Genomic DNA, 14140 nt, shown 5'->3' on the forward strand with positions numbered 1-14140 from the left:
GGCAGCGGTAGCGCGCTGGTGGGGCGCCGACGCGGGCGGTGAAGCAGCGGTCGAAGGTGCGGGGGTTGTGGTAGCCGGTCTCGAAGGCGATGTCGGCCACGGTCATGGTGGTCTCCGACAGCAGGCGCTTGGCCTGGTACATGCGGATCGCGGCCAGGAAGCGCAGGGGGGAGGTGCCGGTCTGGGCCCGGAACGCGCGGGACAGGCGGAACGGGCTCAGACCTGCGGATTGTGCGACGGCGGACAGTGAAAGCGGTTCACGGTGCCGGTCCCACAGGGTCACGATCGCGCGCTCGACTGCCGCTCGGAGATGGGGGTCGGTGGAAAGGGTGGTGTCGGCGCTCTGCATCCCCGTCTCCGGTCGATGGTGGGCCACTGCCTCGCGTGCTCGATCCGCCGCACCTGGCGCCGACTGTCCCCGAGGTCTCCAGCCGGCGCCGGACTGAGGCGCTTTACCTGGTCGATCACTCGTGGTGGAGAGTAGTCAGGTGACACATCTTTGGCAATGCGTCACGCTCGGTGACCGTGGCGCCGCACGGCCGCCTGGACCAGGGGCGGAGCACATCAGGCCCCTGCGGCACCGGCCAGCCGGACGGCCTGCGTCCAGGAGGCGTCCCGGGCCGCGGTCTGCCCGTCCGGCGCCGGTGCCCCGTAGCGCACGTCGACGCCCCGCTCGCGCGCCGCGCGCACGATCCCGGGCATCGCCCGCTCGGCCAGCGCCGCGATCGTGAACGCCGGGTTGACCAGCAGCGCGCCGGGGACCGCGGAGCCGTCGGTGACGAAGATGCCGGGATGCCCGCGCAGCTCGTGCGTGTCGTCCAGGGCCGAGGTCGCCGGGTCGTCGCCGATCCGGCAGGAGGCCAGCGGGTGCACGGTGTACGCGCCGACCACCTCGTTGGTCCACGGCCGCACCTCGGCCAGCCCGTCCTTCTCCAGCACCCGCTTGATCTCGGCGTCTGAAAGTTCCCATCCGTGCAGCGTGTTCGCCGTCGGCCGGTACGTCAGCGGGCCGAAGCCGAGCATCTGCTGGGAGAACCGGGTGGCGTTCCCGGTCGGCGGCGGCGGGCCGAAGACGCCCTCGTTGTCGTCCTCGCTCGTGGTGAAGATGGTCAGCCAGGACTGCCAGCGCTCGACGATCTCCTTCTTGCGCGGGCCGAACCAGGCCGGGACTGAGGCGTCCGGGTTCGGCGTCTGGGCCAGGATCGTGCCCAGGCCCGGCGGGAAGTACAGCTGCTCCAGGGAGAAGCGCTCGAATTCGGGCTTGGTGTCGTCCAGGTCGTCCCAGGAGGCCACGGTCGGGCCTTTGCCGATCTGGTTCGCGGCGTAGGCCAGGCCGTCGCCGCGGTCCAGGCCGAGCACGGAGCGCGCCTTGTCCTCATCGATGATCGCGGTGTTCAGCCGCTCGCCGTTGCCGGAGAAGAAGCGCCCGACCGCGTACGGCATCTTGCCCAGCACCGGCTCGGAGCGCTGCAGGATCACCGGCGTCGCCCCGGCCCCGGCGGCGAGGATCACGATCTTCGCCTGGATCGTGCCGCTGCCGGTGACGACCCGGTAGTCCACGTCGTGCACGGTGTTGTACGCGACCTGATACGAGCCGTCCTGGTTCCGCGCGATCTGCTGCACCTCGTGCAGCGGCCTGATCTGGGCACCGTGCGACACCGCCGCCGGCAGGTAGTTGAGCAGCATGGAGCGCTTGGCGTCGAAGCGGCACCCGGCCAGCATCCAGTTGCAGTTCGTGCACAGCTCCCGGTCGATCGCCGCCGGCACCGGGTTGGCGGTGCGGCCCGCGTGCGCGCACGCCGCGGCCCACAGCCCGCCGGCGTAGGTGGCGTCGTTCCAGTTCAGCTGGCTGATCGGCAGCGCCTCGGCGACCCGGTCGTACCACGGCTCCAGCGCGTCGCGGGTGATCGCGGCCGGCCACATCCGCCGCCCGAGCGACCCGTGCCGCTCGAACACGAAGCGCGGCGCGCGCGGCATCGCGGCGAAGTACACCACGCTGCCGCCGCCGACGCAGTTCCCGCCCAGCAGGCTCATGCCGTTGCCGATGACGAAGTCGAAGATCCGGGTCCCGGAGGCCCCGAACCGGAAGTCCTGGTCGAAGTCCTCGCCGCTGAGCCAGGGGCCGCGCTCCAGCACCACCACCCGGGCGCCGCCGGCGGCCAGGTGGTAGGCGGCGATGGCGCCGCCGAAGCCGCTGCCGACGACCAGGACGTCGGTCTGCTCCACGGTACTCATGCCGGGCTCCCGGTGGCGGTGGTGTGCGGATGCAGGGGGGCCAGCGGGCGCCGGTAGGAGAAGTCCGGGAACCGCCACAGGCCGTCGGCGTCGGGCTGCGAGTAGCCCAGCGCGATCAGGCCGGGGTGGCCGGCGGCCAGCGCCTCGACGGTGCTCAGGTGGGCGCCGGTGTCGAAGGCCATGTTGCTGAAGATCGCCAGCCCCACCCACAGGAACTTCTCCGGGTGCCCGGGCCGCACCAGCTCGGCGACCAGCGTCGCCCGGTGCCCGGCCGGCAGCGCCACGAACGCCGGGACGTCGGGGTCCAGCTCCAGGCGCAGCTCGTCGCCGTAGGCCTCGGCGTGCTTGTTCAGGGCCTCGACCAGGTTCGGCAGCGAGTCGGCCATCCCGCCGGCCTCGGTCCGCATGAGGTCCACGGCGCCGGCCGCCACGGCCCCGCCGCCACTGGCGGTCCCGGCGATCGCCAGGTCCCCGGGAAAGCGCTTCTCGCCGGGCACGATGGTGTCGGCGAACGCTTCGAGCGTCATCGTCTGCACCCGTTCGGCAGCCAACGGTGGTTTCACGTGGATTCCTCCTCCTCGATCACGGTCCTGTTCATTGTCAGAGCGCGTGTTCGAGCCGGGCGTCTTCGCTCGTGCGCTGGACCTGGGCCGCGGCGCACAACGCACAAAAACCGCACGGACCGAGAAGGCGGGCAAATCAGATATCGAGCATGCTGGAACACGTCTCGCTCCGGGCGGCGAGGCCAGGGTTGCGGAGCCGCCGGAACGACAACAAATACATATCAGAGCACAGATTCAATCCGCCGCCGTGTGCGGACGCCGTCCAGATCACGGTCTACCTAATGGGGCACGCGATGAACGACGCCATCACCCGGGCCGCCGAGCGGGCCATCACCACGATGCACGAACGACTCAGCGAGCCGGTCACCGTCGACGACATGGCCCGCGCCGCGATGTTCAGCAAGTTCCACTTCACCCGCATGTTCCAGCGCGCGACCGGGGTCTCCCCGGCCCGGTTCCTGTCCGCGCTGCGGCTCCAGCGGGCCAAACACCTGCTCACCTCGACCACCATGACCGTGGTCGACATCAGCGTCCTGGTCGGCTACAACAGCGTCGGCACCTTCAGCTCGCGCTTCAGCCGCAGCGTCGGGCTCTCGCCGACCGACTACCGCCGCCGGGGCGGGCACACCGACCGGATCCGGCTGGCCGAGCCGCGCGGCTCGGCCTCGGGCGCGGCCACCGTCAGCGGCGTGATCGAAGGGCACGACGAACGGCGCGGGCTGGTCTTCGCCGGCCTGTTCCCGGAGTGCGTGCCGGAGGGCCGCCCGGTCTGCTGCACCATCCTGGACGGGCCGGGTTCGTACCGGTTCGACAACGTCCCCACGGGGCGCTGGTACCTGCTGGCGCAGTCCGCGGTGGAGGACGACGGCGCGGCTTCGGCTTCGGGTTCGGCCTCGGCCTCGGCCTCGCGTCCGGGCCGCGGCCGCTTCGGCGCCGAGGCGACTCGCGGCGGAGAGTCGCGCAATGGAGAGTCGCGCGGCGGCGAGTCGCGCGGCGGCGAGTCGCGCGGCGCGGAGTCGCCGGTGTGGGTCGGGACGCTCGGCCCCATCATCATCCGCCGTGGCGTCGAGCAGTACGTCGCCGACCTCCCGCTCAAGCCCGCCGGCGTGCTCGACCCGCCGGTCCTGCTGGCGCTCCAGGCGGCGCGGGAGGAGGCTGTCGAGCGGGCGGCCGCGGCCGCCTCCGCCGCGTCGGCTGCGTCGGCTACATCAGTCAGGGCGGGGGTCGGCGCGGGCGTGGGTTAGATAGTTTCCCAGAATCCTTACTTGCTGTCGCAGAATCCTTACATACTGGTCCTGGCCGCACGTTCTCAGGCGCGCGGCTGGGACCTCACCGCAGCATCGGGCAGATTTCCAGGCACACACGCAGGGAGTGCGGCATGACGACGACCGCTGGTGCGGCCGAAGTGGCGGTCGATGTGTGGCTGCCGCGCCATCCCGAGGTCCCGGGCTACCTCAGCGGGATCCGCAGGGTCGCAGCGTCGTTCCACGACCTGCACCCCGAGTACGTCATCACCATCCGGGAGGCCGACGTCGGGACCCTGCCCGAGGAGGTCCGCGCGGCGTCTCTCCAGGGACGTCCGCCGGCGCTGGTGCAGTTCCCGCACACCACGACACAGCTGGCCCGGGACATGCTCTCCGGCTCCGGCACGCCGCTGTTCGCATCCGTGCACGAAGCCGTCGCCGGCCGCCGGGAGATCCTGGGCCATCCCGTCGTCACCGGGGACATCCTGGCCGCCGCGCGCGCTTGCTACTCCTCCGACGGCGAGCTGATGGCCGTCCCGTCGCTGATCTCCACAACGCTCCTCTACGCCAACACCGACCTGTTGGCCGCCGCCGGCGTGACCCGGCTGCCGCAGACCTGGAACGAGGTCGAGGGCGTGTGCGAGGCGGTGCGCGGACTGCCCGGCGTCAGCCACGGCATCACCTGGCCGAATCACGGCTGGCTCTTCCAACAGGCGGTCGCGCAGTCCGGCGGCCTGCTCGCGGACCACGGCAACGGCCGCCGGGGCCGCGCGGAGAAGATGCTGCTGGACTCCCCGGAGATGCTGGCCTTCGTCGGCTGGTGGCGTCGCATGCACCGGCAGGGCCGCTACCTCTACACCGGTCAACCGGTGGACGGGGAGAGTGTGCGGCAGGCGTGGGAGGACACGTTCAGCGCCTTTGTCGAACAGAAGGTCGCCTTCATCCTCGGCTCGTCGGCCGAGGCCGACCGGCTGGCGCGCGCCGGACGCGAGCGCGGCTTCGGGGTTGCGGCCGGGCGCACGCCCTACAGCGGACGCTTTCCCTTCGCTGGCACGCTGATCGGCGGGGACGCGATCTGGCTGGTCGACGGCCTGGAGCCGGATGTGCGCGACGGAGCGCTGGCGTTCCTGCAGTACCTGATGACGCCGGCGCACGTCGCCGAACGGCACTGCGACACCGGATTCGCGCCGGCCACCGGCGCCGCGACGAAGCTGCTGACGGCGCAGGGCTGGTTCGAGGAGCATCCGCAGGCGGCGGTCACACTCGACCAACTGGCCGCCTCGGACCGCTCGCCGGCCGCGCTCGGCGCGCTGATCGGGGACCTGACGCGGATTCAGGGCGTCATGACGCAGGCGATGCACGACGTCCTGCTCGGCGAGGAGGACCCGGTGTGGCGCTTCGCGTCGGCGAACGCCGAGGCGCAGCGGCTGCTGGACGAGTACAACGTTCGGGGGCGCGGAGGGCCGGACTGCGGGAACGACCCCCCGCGCCGGCTCAGGTGAGGGCTTCCAGCGCGCGATCGACGAAGTCCCGGCTGTGCGCCCGGATGTCGCTCATCGTTTTCGCCTTTCCTCGCTATGGCTCCGAGGGGACGCGGAAACCCCGCTCGACCTGTGGTCGGAGCCGAGAAGGAGAAAGCGACACGCGAAGACGCCGCAGGACCGGGCTTAGGGGAAATCACTACACGCTGGGCCTGCGGCCACCTGTCGCCCGCCGCACCACCGAAGCGCAGGCCGCCAGGGCACGAGGCGGCCCGCGCCGCTTATGGCGACTCCGGCTCCGGTTCCGCCAGCCGCACAGACCTGCGCGGCGGCAGGTCGCCCGGCACCGTCGCGGTCGCGCGTGTCGAGCCCGGCGCCGCCACTCCCGCCCGCCTCACGGCAGCCGCACCGACAGACCGTGGTGGAACACGTCCAGCGGGTCATAAGCCTGCTTCGCCCGCTGCAACCGCGGGTAGTTGCCCTTGAAATACAACGCGGACCAGTCGACCCCCGAGCCGTTCCACGCCGGGTCGGCCAGGTCGGTGTCGGGGTAGCCGATGTAGGACCCGTCGCCGGTCGCGTCCGGGACCGGCACGCCGCCGGAGTGTGCGTAGACGTCGGCGTAGTAGGCGCGGACCCACGCCAGGTGGCGCTCGTCGTCGGCGGGGTCGGTCCAGCAGCCGGTGCTGTAGGAGGCCTTCAGGATGCTGTCCCGCTGCGCCACCGCCGTGGCGTCCGACGCCACGCCGTTCACCCGGCCGCCGAACCCGGTCACGACCAGGCAGCCCATGGGGTTGTCGTAGTCGGCGGCGGACAGGTGGCGGTGGATCGCGGCGATCTGCGCGTCGGTGAACCCGCGGCGCAGGTAGCCCGCCTTGTTCTTGTACCGGCCCTGCGGATCGCTGGGCCAGCTGTACGACGGCAGCCAGGTGTCCAGCCATGGCGCCAGCTCCGAGGTCGAGGACATCGGCGCGGCCTGCATGCCGCGAGTGATCGCCTCGGTGTGCGCGTCCAGGAGCTTCGCGGCGTCCGGCGCGTCGTCGGGGATCACCGAGGTCAGGATGAACATGTTGCCCGAGCGGTGCGTGATGATCAGGTTGCTCCACAGAGGCGCCGCCGGGGCGCCCGGCTCGCTGTTCTGCTCGTACCAGGTGCAGTAGTTGCGCAGCAGCCTGTGGAAGTCCGCGTCCGACATCGTGTCCCAGGACCACAGGGTGTCGCGGCGGTGCACGGCCCGCGGCGCCCGAGGCAGCTGGCGGGCCGGGTCGCCGTCGGGCGTCCCGGGGGAGCGCAGCCAGTACTTGGTGACGACGCCGAAGCTGCCGCCCCCGCCGCCGGTGCAGGCCCACCACAGGTCGTGGTGCGGGTCGTCGGGCTGGTTGGTGCCCACTACCGTGCGGACCCGGCCGTCGGCCTCGACGACCACCGCCTCGACCGCGACGAGGTGGTCCACGACCAGGCCGTCGCGCCGGGACAGCGGGCCGTAGCCGCCGGCCGCGAAGTGCCCGCCGGCGGCGACCTCGAAGCAGGTGCCGGCCGGGATGGTCACGCCCCAGCCGTCGTGCAGCGTGCGGTAGACGTGGTCCAGGCGCGCGCCGGGCTCCACCACGAAGGCGTCGCGCTCGGGGTCGTGGCCGACGTGGTTCAGCGCGGACAGGTCGATGAGCATCCTGACGTCCGGGTGCGCGGTGAAGTCCTCGAAGCAGTGGCCGCCGCTGCGGACGGCGACGTCCCGCCCGGAATCCACGGCGATCTGCACCGCCGCCTGCACCTCGGCGGCGTCGCGGACCAGCCGGACCTGGTCGGGCCGGCCCACGAAGCGGTGGTTGTAGCCCTCGACGAGGGCGGAGTAGCGGGGGTCGTCGCGGGTGACGACGTCGGCGGTGGCACCGTTGTCGGCAGCGGTGGTGGCGGTCGTGGCGCCGGTCGTGTCCGTCATGGCGGCCTTCCTCAGCGGTTCGCGGTCCCTGCCCAGACGGTGTCAAAGGCCCCGTCCGGCGGCATCTCGCCGCGTGCGCTCCCGGGGGCGCCGCCCCCGGCGCCTATACAATGAGCTGGTGCGTTCCGACCAACGCCTGGAAAGTCTGCTCGCGGAGCTCAGGCCCTCGGTCCTCGGTGCCATGGTCCGGCGCCACGGGCAGTTCGACGGCTGCGAGGACGCGGTCCAGGAGGCGCTCGTCTCGGCCGCGACGCAGTGGCCGGCCGAGGGCGTGCCCGACAACCCGCGCGGCTGGCTGCTGACCGTCGCCGGCCGCCGCCTGACCGACTACTGGCGCAGCGACCAGGCGCGCCGCACCCGCGAGGTGACGGTCGCGGCGATGGCCGCGCCGGAGGCGTCGGTGGCCCCGGCCCCGGACGACGAGGAGCGGGTGTCGGCCGACGACGACACGCTGATGCTGCTGTTCCTGTGCTGCCACCCGGCGCTGACCCCGTCCTCGCAGGTGGCGCTCACGCTCCGCGCCGTCGGCGGCCTGACCACCGAGGAGATCGCCCGCGCGTTCCTGGTCCCCCTGACCTCTATGACGCGCCGCATTTCCCGCGCCAAGCAGCAGATCAAGGACGCGGGCATGACGTTCCGCATGCCCCCGGAGGAGGAGCGCGCCGAGCGCACGCGGGCCGTCCTGCACGTGCTGTACCTGATCTTCAACGAGGGCTACACCGCCACCGCCGGCCCCGACCTGCTGCGCCCGGACCTCACCGCCGAGGCGATCCGGCTCATGCGGCAGGCGCACCGGGTCCTGCCCGGCCACGGCGAGGCCGAGGGCCTGCTCGCGCTGATGCTGCTCACCGAAGCCCGCGGCCCGGCCCGGACGCACGCCGACGGCGCGCTGGTCCCGATGGCCGAGCAGGACCGCTCGCGGTGGAACACCGACCTCGCCGAGGAGGGGCTGGCCCTGGTCGTCGAGGCGCTGGCGCTGCCCGGCGTCGGGCCGTACCGGCTCCAGGCGGCGATCGCGGCCGTGCACGTGGAGACCCCGGTCGGCGGCCAGACGGACTGGCCGCAGATCCTGGCGCTGTACGACCTGCTGGAGCAGATCACCCCGAACTCGGTGGTGCGGCTGAACCGCGCGGTGGCGATGGGGATGGTGAAGGGCCCCCGGGAGGGGCTGCGGCTGCTGGAGCCGCTGGAGGAGGACCGGTGGATGGCCGGGAGCCACCGGCTCAGCGCGGTGCGGGCCTACCTGCTGGAGATGGAAGGCGACCTGGACGGCGCGCGCGAGGCGTACGAGACGGCCACGCGGCAGGCGGCCAGCGGGCCGGAGCGGCGGTTTCTGAAGGAGCAGGCGGAGCGGGTCGCGGGGGTGCTTGAGGCGTCGGGGCGCGGAGGGCGGTAGCGCGATAGGTCAGTACGGCAGAAGCGGGAGCGGGCTCCGGCGCGGCCGGCCAGCAGGCCAGCCGGCCGGCCGCGCCGGTGAGACGGAATCAAGCCTTTGCGACCCCGACCGTCAGTACCGCCCCTCGATCTCCGTCTGCAACCGCCGCTTCGACCGGGCGCCGATGATCTGGTGCACGACCTCGCCGTCGCGGTAGAGGTTCAGCGTCGGGAACGCCCGGACGTTGTAGCGCAGCGCGATGCCGGGGTGGTCGTCGCCGTTGAGCTTCGCGATGGTCAGCTTGTCGCCGAGCTCGGCCTCAAGCGCCTCCAGGATCGGGGCCATCATTCGGCACGGCGGGCACCATTCCGCCCAGAAGTCGACCAGTACCGGCTTGTCGGCGTGCAGCACCTGCTCGGTGAAGTTCTCCGCGGTCAGGGTGATCATTGTTCTCTCCGGGGGACAGGGCGCAGTCCTTGCAGGAGCGCGCCAGTTGGGCGGCCAGAGCGGTGCGCTGGCGGGTCAGGGCACGGATGTCCGCGTCGATCTCGGCGAGCCGACGCCGGGCGGCCTGGATGGACTCTGGGCACGAGGCGCCGGTTTCGTGCCCGGTGCGCAGGCACTCGACGAAGGGGCGCGCGTCGTCCAGGGTGAAGCCCGCCGCCAGCAGCGCGCGGATCTCCTCGACCAGGCGGACGTTCGACTCGTCGTAGTCGCGGTAGCCGTTCGCGGCGCGCTGCGCCGTGATCAACCCCTGCTGCTCGTAGTAGCGCAGCGCACGAGTGCTCACACCCGCGCGCTCCGCCAGCTCTCCGATCTGCATCGTCCTCCCCGATCCGTGCCGCCCGACCACGGTAGACCTTGACACCGGCGTCAAGGTCAAGCGCACGCTTCAGGAGTGGAACTCGCCCGCGTCCACGTTGAGGCTCTGCCCGGTGATCGCCCTGGCCAGGTCCGAGGCCAGGAACAGCACCGCGTTGGCCACGTCCCCGGGGTCGGGCAGCCGGCGCAGGTCGAACGGGGCGGCGGTCTCGGCGTAGACGTCCTCCAGCGACACCCCGCGCTCAGCGGCCTGATACGCGAACCAGCCCTTCAGCCCCTCGCCCCAGATGTAGTTCGGCACGACGGTGTTGACGCGGACTCCGCTCGGGCCGAGCTCGCTGGCAAGGCTGCTGGCCAGGGACCGCAGCGCCGACTTGGACGCCTTATACGCGCCGAAGTTCGCCCGCGAGTGGTGCACCACGGCCGAGCTGACCATCACGATCGAGCCCGCGTGCGCGGTCAGTGTCGGGGCGAGCAGCTGCACCAGACGCAGCGCGGCGAACGCGTCCGTCTCCAGCGACGTGCGCACCGCTTCCAGGTCCATCGTCGCCAGATCGCCCATCGTCGGCGGCGCGAAAGCGTTGCTGACGAAGACATCGACGCGCCCGAAGGCGTCCACGGCCCGCTCGGCCAGTGCCCGGCAGGCGTCCGGGTCGAGGATGTCGGTCGGGACCGTCAGTGCCCTGCGACCGTATGACTCGACGTCGGCGGCCACCGACTTCAGAACCGTTTCGGTACGTGCCGCCAGGACGACGTCGGCCCCGGCTGCGGCGCCGCGCACCGCGATCTCCCGGCCCAGGCCCGGGCCGACACCGGAAACCAGCAGAACCTTGTCCTTGAGCATCGCGGCGCCGGCCTCGGAGATACCGGGCGGCTCGGGGATGGTGAAGGGCTCGGGCATCTTCGCCTTCTTTCCTACTCGGTCATTTGAGAACGTGGTGGAAGATGTAGGTCACGACCGCTTGCCGAGCACGGTCTCGGGCATCGCGTCGCCGCGGAACAGGCCGTCGGGGTCCACGCGGGCCCGCACGCGCTCGACTGCCAGGAGATCGTCCTCGGTCAGGTGGCCCCGCGGCCGGTCCAGGCCCTTGACGAAGCCCGGCGCGGTCCGCCGCGTGTCCCAGGGTGCGAGCGCGGCGCGGACCTTGTCGCAGTGTTCGATGATCTCGGCCGGCGTGCCGCGCAGCGCCGGCACCCCGGCTCCCATGTAGGCCAGGGGCGGGGCCAGGTGGTTCAGCACGCCGCCGGACGGATCCGGGACGGCGAACCGGCCGCCGAGCTGCCGCAGCTCGGCGACGATCAGCGGCGAGCCGGACCCTTCGCCGGTCAGGCGCAGGAAGGCGGCCATGCCGTCGCGGCCCGGCTCGGCCAGCAGGAAGTGGTCGCCGATGAAGGCGCCGGGCTCCTCAGGGTCCATATGCACCTCCGGCACCACGTCCGGGCCGCCGTCCTGCCAGGTGTCGAGCACCGGCTCGCCGATCGCGCGCAGCGGATCGAGCAGGCCGTGGGCGTGCGCACGCGCCGCGTCGGCGTCCTCTCCCAGCGCGACGCCGGCGACGCACACCACCGGCCCGCCCTTGAGCATCGGCGGGATCTCCGGCAGGTCCGGGAGGTTCATGATCCGCAGTGAGGTGGACACCTCGTCCGGGGCGCGCAGGGTCCAGTCGTACCAGGCGTGGACCACGGCCTCGGCGGGCGTCCCCGACCAGAAGGCCGCCCCGGCGACCAGGCCGGTGACGGGGAACAGCGCGAGTTCTACGGCGGTCACGACGCCGAGGCCGCCCCCGCCGCCACGCAGGGCCCGGAACAACTCAGGGTCCTCATCCGCACTGGTCCGCCGCAGCCGTCCGTCGGCGGTGACCAGCTCGATCGCGCGGATGTGGTTGGCGGCCATGCCGAGCTTGCGGCCGTAGAGGCTGACGCCGCTGTGCAGCAGGTAGCCGACGGCGCCGACGGTGCCGGAAGTGCCGTGCGGGGCGGCGAGGCCGTGCGGCGCGGCGGCGTGCACGACGGCGTTCCAGGACGCGCCAGCCGGGATGCGGGCCAGGCGGCGCTCGACGTCGATCTCGACGCCGCCGTCCAGCAGCGGCCGGATCAGCAGCGCGCCGTCCATCGGCGGGGCAGCCGCGGCCGAGTGGCCGGTGGTGTGGACGCGGACGCCCTGCCCGCGCGCCGCCGCGTAGCCGACGGCGGCCTGCACGTCGGCGACGCTGGTGGCGGTGAGCGCGGCGGCTGGATGCGCGGGTCCGGCCAGGTTGTAGACCTGGATGGCCTCGGCGTAGGCGGAGTCGCCGGGAAAGGCGACGCTCGCCGGCGCGATCTCTTGTCGGGCATCGACCATGACAGCACGGCACCTTCCTGCTCGGCGCACCGGGACAGGTCCGGGCGGCTCCGCTTATCAGGGTGCGTGCTCGGCCGGCGCGGGAGCATCCGCGAACGTGCTCGGGGGCGGCCTCGGCGGAGTGTCAGGCTCCGGCTGCGTAATCCGGTGTCGGAGGCAACGGACGCCCGGCCCGCAGCGCAGCCACCGCAGCTTCCGCCTCCGCCGGCCGGTACTCCTCCCCGTACAACGCCCCCGGACGCCGAGGCGCCTCCAGCGGCGCGGCGTCGGCCAAGCCGCCGAGGTCGACGGCGGTGAACCCGGCGTCGTCGATGAGGTCGGCCACCACCTTCTTGGCCTCCGCGTCGTCCCCGGCCATGAACAGCACCACGCGCTGCTCCGCCGGCCGCCCAGCCTCGCTCGCCTGGAACGCGGCTGTCAGGGTATTGAACGACTTCACCAGGCGTGCGCCGGGGATCCGGCTCTGGTTCAGCTGCGCCGCGGTCGCGCCGCCCGGCAGCGCCTGCCAGCCCTCGCGTCCGAACTGGTTCGTCGTGTCGATCACGATCTTGCCGTCCAGCGGCCCGGCCTCGGCCAGGACCGCCTCGACCTGCGTCCACGGCACCGACAGGAACACCACGTCCCCGAACGCCGCCGCCTCGGCCACCGTGCCGGCGCGCGCCCGCGGGCCCAGCTCGGCCGCCGCGGCCTCCAGGCGGGACTGATCCCGGCTGAAGGACAGCAGTGCCTCGTGCCCCGCCGCGACGAACAGCCGTGCCGCGTTGCCGCCGATCCGGCCCGCTCCGATCACACCGATCTTCATGATGTCTCCCGTTCGCTCGCGTTATTAGCTTGGGCCCAAACTATTATGCCAAGCGATCGCGGCGGTAGGATTGTTCCCGTGAGCGCGAAGCCAGGTCGGGAGCCGATTGCCGGGCCGCCGGACGCCGCCGTCGCGCACGACTCCGTCGACCGCCTCCTCGCCTCGTGGCAGGAGACCCGGCCCGACCTCGACCTCGCGCCGGTCGCCGTCTTCGCGCGCGTCAACAGGCTGAATCGCACCTTCGACGCCGAACTCGAGACCACCTTCAGCGAGTACGGCCTCAACGCCGCCGAGTTCTACAGCCTCGTCACCCTGCGCCGCCTCGGCGAACCCGACGGCGTCTCGCAGCGCCGCCTGATGCGCGCCCTGAACCTCAGCTCCGGCACCATCAGCACGCGCGTGGACCGCCTCGTCGAGCGCGGCTTGGTCACCCGCGACGTGGACCCGGCCGACCGGCGCAACAGCCGCGTCGCGCTGGCGCCCGAGGGCATCGCGCTGTTCGAGCGCGTCACCCCCGCGCACATCGCCACCGAGAACCGCCTGCTCGCAGGCCTCGACCCGGCGCAGCGCGACCAGCTCGTCGATCTGCTGCGCACGCTGCTGGTCTCGTTGGAGGGCACCAGCCCCGAGCCCACGTTCCCCCGGCTGGGCTTCACCGTCGCCCCGGCGCACGTCACCATGGCCATCCGCCGCGCCGCCGGCCTGCCGGAGACCGTCGGCCTGATCGTGCGCGCGGTGGAGCCCGGCAGCCGGGTCGACCAGGCCGGAGCGATGGTCGGCGACGTGCTGACGCATGCGGACGGCCGACCCGTGCGCTCCATCGCCAGCCTGTACGCGGCGATCAACAACGCCACCGGGACCGGCGTGCTGACGCTCGACGTCCTGCGCGGCGAGAAGACGCCGGCCACGCTGCGCCTCGACGTCGGCCCCCGGCCCGGCGATCTGCCGGTGCCGACCACCATCGCGCCGTCGCCGTTGGTCCGGGAGCACCAGCTCTGACAGGTCGGCTGCGGGCTCCGCCAACCCGTTCTACTGTCGAAGGCATGTCTGGGCAGGAGGACGGGGCGCGATCGGCCGTGACCCTCGTCGGCGATCAGTGGTCGCCGGAATGTTCGGTGGTGCGGACCTTTCTGACGCGCAGCGAGGTCGCCTATACCTGGCTGCGGCCCGGCGATCCGCTCGGCGGTCGGCTGCTGGCCGATCACGGTCTGACCGCCGCGGATGCCCCGGTGCTGATCGACGAGGCGGGGCGGGTGCTGCGGGCGCGCGGGCTCGAACCGGTCGCCGAGTGGCTGGGGCTGCACACCGATCCCGGCGGCGGGGCGTACGACCTGGTGG

13 protein-coding genes and 1 pseudogene are annotated in these 14140 nt (G+C 72.5%); 5 read left to right on the plus strand and 9 right to left on the minus strand.

The features are described from left to right. From GWK61_RS44815 to GWK61_RS44825, 3 genes are all read right to left on the minus strand, one after another. The coding region (locus GWK61_RS44815; RefSeq protein ID WP_194918662.1) for a helix-turn-helix domain-containing protein at positions 1-349 on the minus strand (349 nt) is incomplete at its 3' end. A gap of 215 nt (positions 350-564) precedes the next feature. After that, positions 565-2235, minus strand: a complete 1671-nt coding sequence (locus GWK61_RS44820) for an FAD-dependent oxidoreductase (RefSeq protein ID WP_194918664.1) — start codon at positions 2233-2235, stop codon at positions 565-567. Then, a complete protein-coding gene (locus tag GWK61_RS44825; RefSeq protein WP_194918682.1) occupies positions 2232-2762 on the minus strand; it encodes a DUF5987 family protein in 531 nt (176 codons plus the stop codon). Before GWK61_RS44825 ends, GWK61_RS44820 begins: the two co-directional genes overlap by 4 nt. 329 nt (positions 2763-3091) lie before the next feature. Between GWK61_RS44825 and GWK61_RS44830 the strand changes: the two genes are divergently transcribed. Both GWK61_RS44830 and GWK61_RS44835 read left to right on the plus strand, forming a co-directional pair. Next, entirely contained in the window at positions 3092-4042 is a 951-nt protein-coding gene (locus GWK61_RS44830; RefSeq protein WP_194918666.1) for a helix-turn-helix domain-containing protein, read from the plus strand. 134 nt (positions 4043-4176) lie between these two features. Next, the gene (locus tag GWK61_RS44835; RefSeq protein WP_194918668.1) at positions 4177-5544 is read left to right on the plus strand and encodes an extracellular solute-binding protein; all 1368 of its coding nucleotides are present in this window, start codon (positions 4177-4179) and stop codon (positions 5542-5544) included. Positions 5545-5917: 373 nt separating this feature from the next. On the opposite strand, the gene GWK61_RS44840 is transcribed toward GWK61_RS44835, so the two are convergent. Further along, a complete protein-coding gene (locus GWK61_RS44840; RefSeq protein WP_194918670.1) occupies positions 5918-7462 on the minus strand; it encodes an FAD-binding oxidoreductase in 1545 nt (514 codons plus the stop codon). A gap of 118 nt (positions 7463-7580) precedes the next feature. On the opposite strand from GWK61_RS44840, the gene GWK61_RS44845 reads away from it, so the two are divergent. After that, positions 7581-8858 (plus strand): RNA polymerase sigma factor, encoded by a 1278-nt coding sequence (locus GWK61_RS44845; protein WP_194918672.1) that lies wholly within the window; start codon positions 7581-7583, stop codon positions 8856-8858. 111 nt (positions 8859-8969) lie between these two features. On the opposite strand, the gene trxA is transcribed toward GWK61_RS44845, so the two are convergent. The 5 genes from trxA to GWK61_RS44870 all read right to left on the minus strand — a co-directional run bounded on the left by trxA (position 8970) and on the right by GWK61_RS44870 (position 12802). Further along, entirely contained in the window at positions 8970-9248 is a 279-nt protein-coding gene (trxA, locus tag GWK61_RS44850) for a thioredoxin (protein WP_323748041.1), read from the minus strand. Next, entirely contained in the window at positions 9157-9660 is a 504-nt protein-coding gene (locus tag GWK61_RS44855) for a MerR family transcriptional regulator (RefSeq protein ID WP_228563986.1), read from the minus strand. Before GWK61_RS44855 ends, trxA begins: the two co-directional genes overlap by 92 nt. Before the next feature lie 69 nt (positions 9661-9729). After that, the gene (locus tag GWK61_RS44860) at positions 9730-10503 is read right to left on the minus strand and encodes an SDR family oxidoreductase (protein ID WP_194918685.1); all 774 of its coding nucleotides are present in this window, start codon (positions 10501-10503) and stop codon (positions 9730-9732) included. 108 nt (positions 10504-10611) lie between these two features. Further along, a complete protein-coding gene (locus GWK61_RS44865) occupies positions 10612-12000 on the minus strand; it encodes an FAD-binding oxidoreductase (RefSeq protein ID WP_194918677.1) in 1389 nt (462 codons plus the stop codon). 124 nt (positions 12001-12124) lie between these two features. After that, positions 12125-12802 carry an NADPH-dependent F420 reductase gene (locus tag GWK61_RS44870; protein WP_194918679.1) on the minus strand — a complete coding sequence of 226 codons (678 nt, stop codon included), beginning with the start codon at positions 12800-12802 and terminating at the stop codon, positions 12125-12127. A 78-nt stretch (positions 12803-12880) separates the two neighbouring features. Between GWK61_RS44870 and GWK61_RS44875 the strand changes: the two genes are divergently transcribed. Together GWK61_RS44875 and GWK61_RS44880 are read left to right on the plus strand one after the other, a co-directional pair. After that, positions 12881-13801, plus strand: coding sequence for a MarR family transcriptional regulator (locus GWK61_RS44875; protein WP_194918681.1), 921 nt, complete (start codon positions 12881-12883; stop codon positions 13799-13801). Positions 13802-13845: 44 nt separating this feature from the next. After that, a pseudogene (locus GWK61_RS44880) lies at positions 13846-14140 on the plus strand (hypothetical protein); the annotation flags it as partial.

The sequence above is a fragment of the Catenulispora rubra genome, from assembly GCF_015356825.1.
Taxonomy (GTDB): Bacteria; Actinomycetota; Actinomycetes; order Streptomycetales; family Catenulisporaceae; genus Catenulispora; species Catenulispora rubra.

Excerpts from the sequence above, each read along its gene's own strand:
- GWK61_RS44835 (WP_194918668.1), top strand. The coding sequence starts at position 4,177 with ATGACGACGACCGCTGGTGCGGCCGAAGTGGCGGTCGATGTGTGGCTG.
- GWK61_RS44830 (WP_194918666.1), top strand. The coding sequence starts at position 3,092 with ATGAACGACGCCATCACCCGGGCCGCCGAGCGGGCCATCACCACGATG.
- GWK61_RS44820 (WP_194918664.1), bottom strand. The coding sequence starts at position 2,235 with ATGAGTACCGTGGAGCAGACCGACGTCCTGGTCGTCGGCAGCGGCTTC.
- GWK61_RS44865 (WP_194918677.1), bottom strand. The coding sequence starts at position 12,000 with ATGGTCGATGCCCGACAAGAGATCGCGCCGGCGAGCGTCGCCTTTCCC.
- GWK61_RS44855 (WP_228563986.1), bottom strand. The coding sequence starts at position 9,660 with ATGCAGATCGGAGAGCTGGCGGAGCGCGCGGGTGTGAGCACTCGTGCG.
- GWK61_RS44825 (WP_194918682.1), bottom strand. The coding sequence starts at position 2,762 with ATGACGCTCGAAGCGTTCGCCGACACCATCGTGCCCGGCGAGAAGCGC.
- GWK61_RS44870 (WP_194918679.1), bottom strand. The coding sequence starts at position 12,802 with ATGAAGATCGGTGTGATCGGAGCGGGCCGGATCGGCGGCAACGCGGCA.
- GWK61_RS44860 (WP_194918685.1), bottom strand. The coding sequence starts at position 10,503 with ATGCTCAAGGACAAGGTTCTGCTGGTTTCCGGTGTCGGCCCGGGCCTG.
- GWK61_RS44840 (WP_194918670.1), bottom strand. The coding sequence starts at position 7,462 with ATGACGGACACGACCGGCGCCACGACCGCCACCACCGCTGCCGACAAC.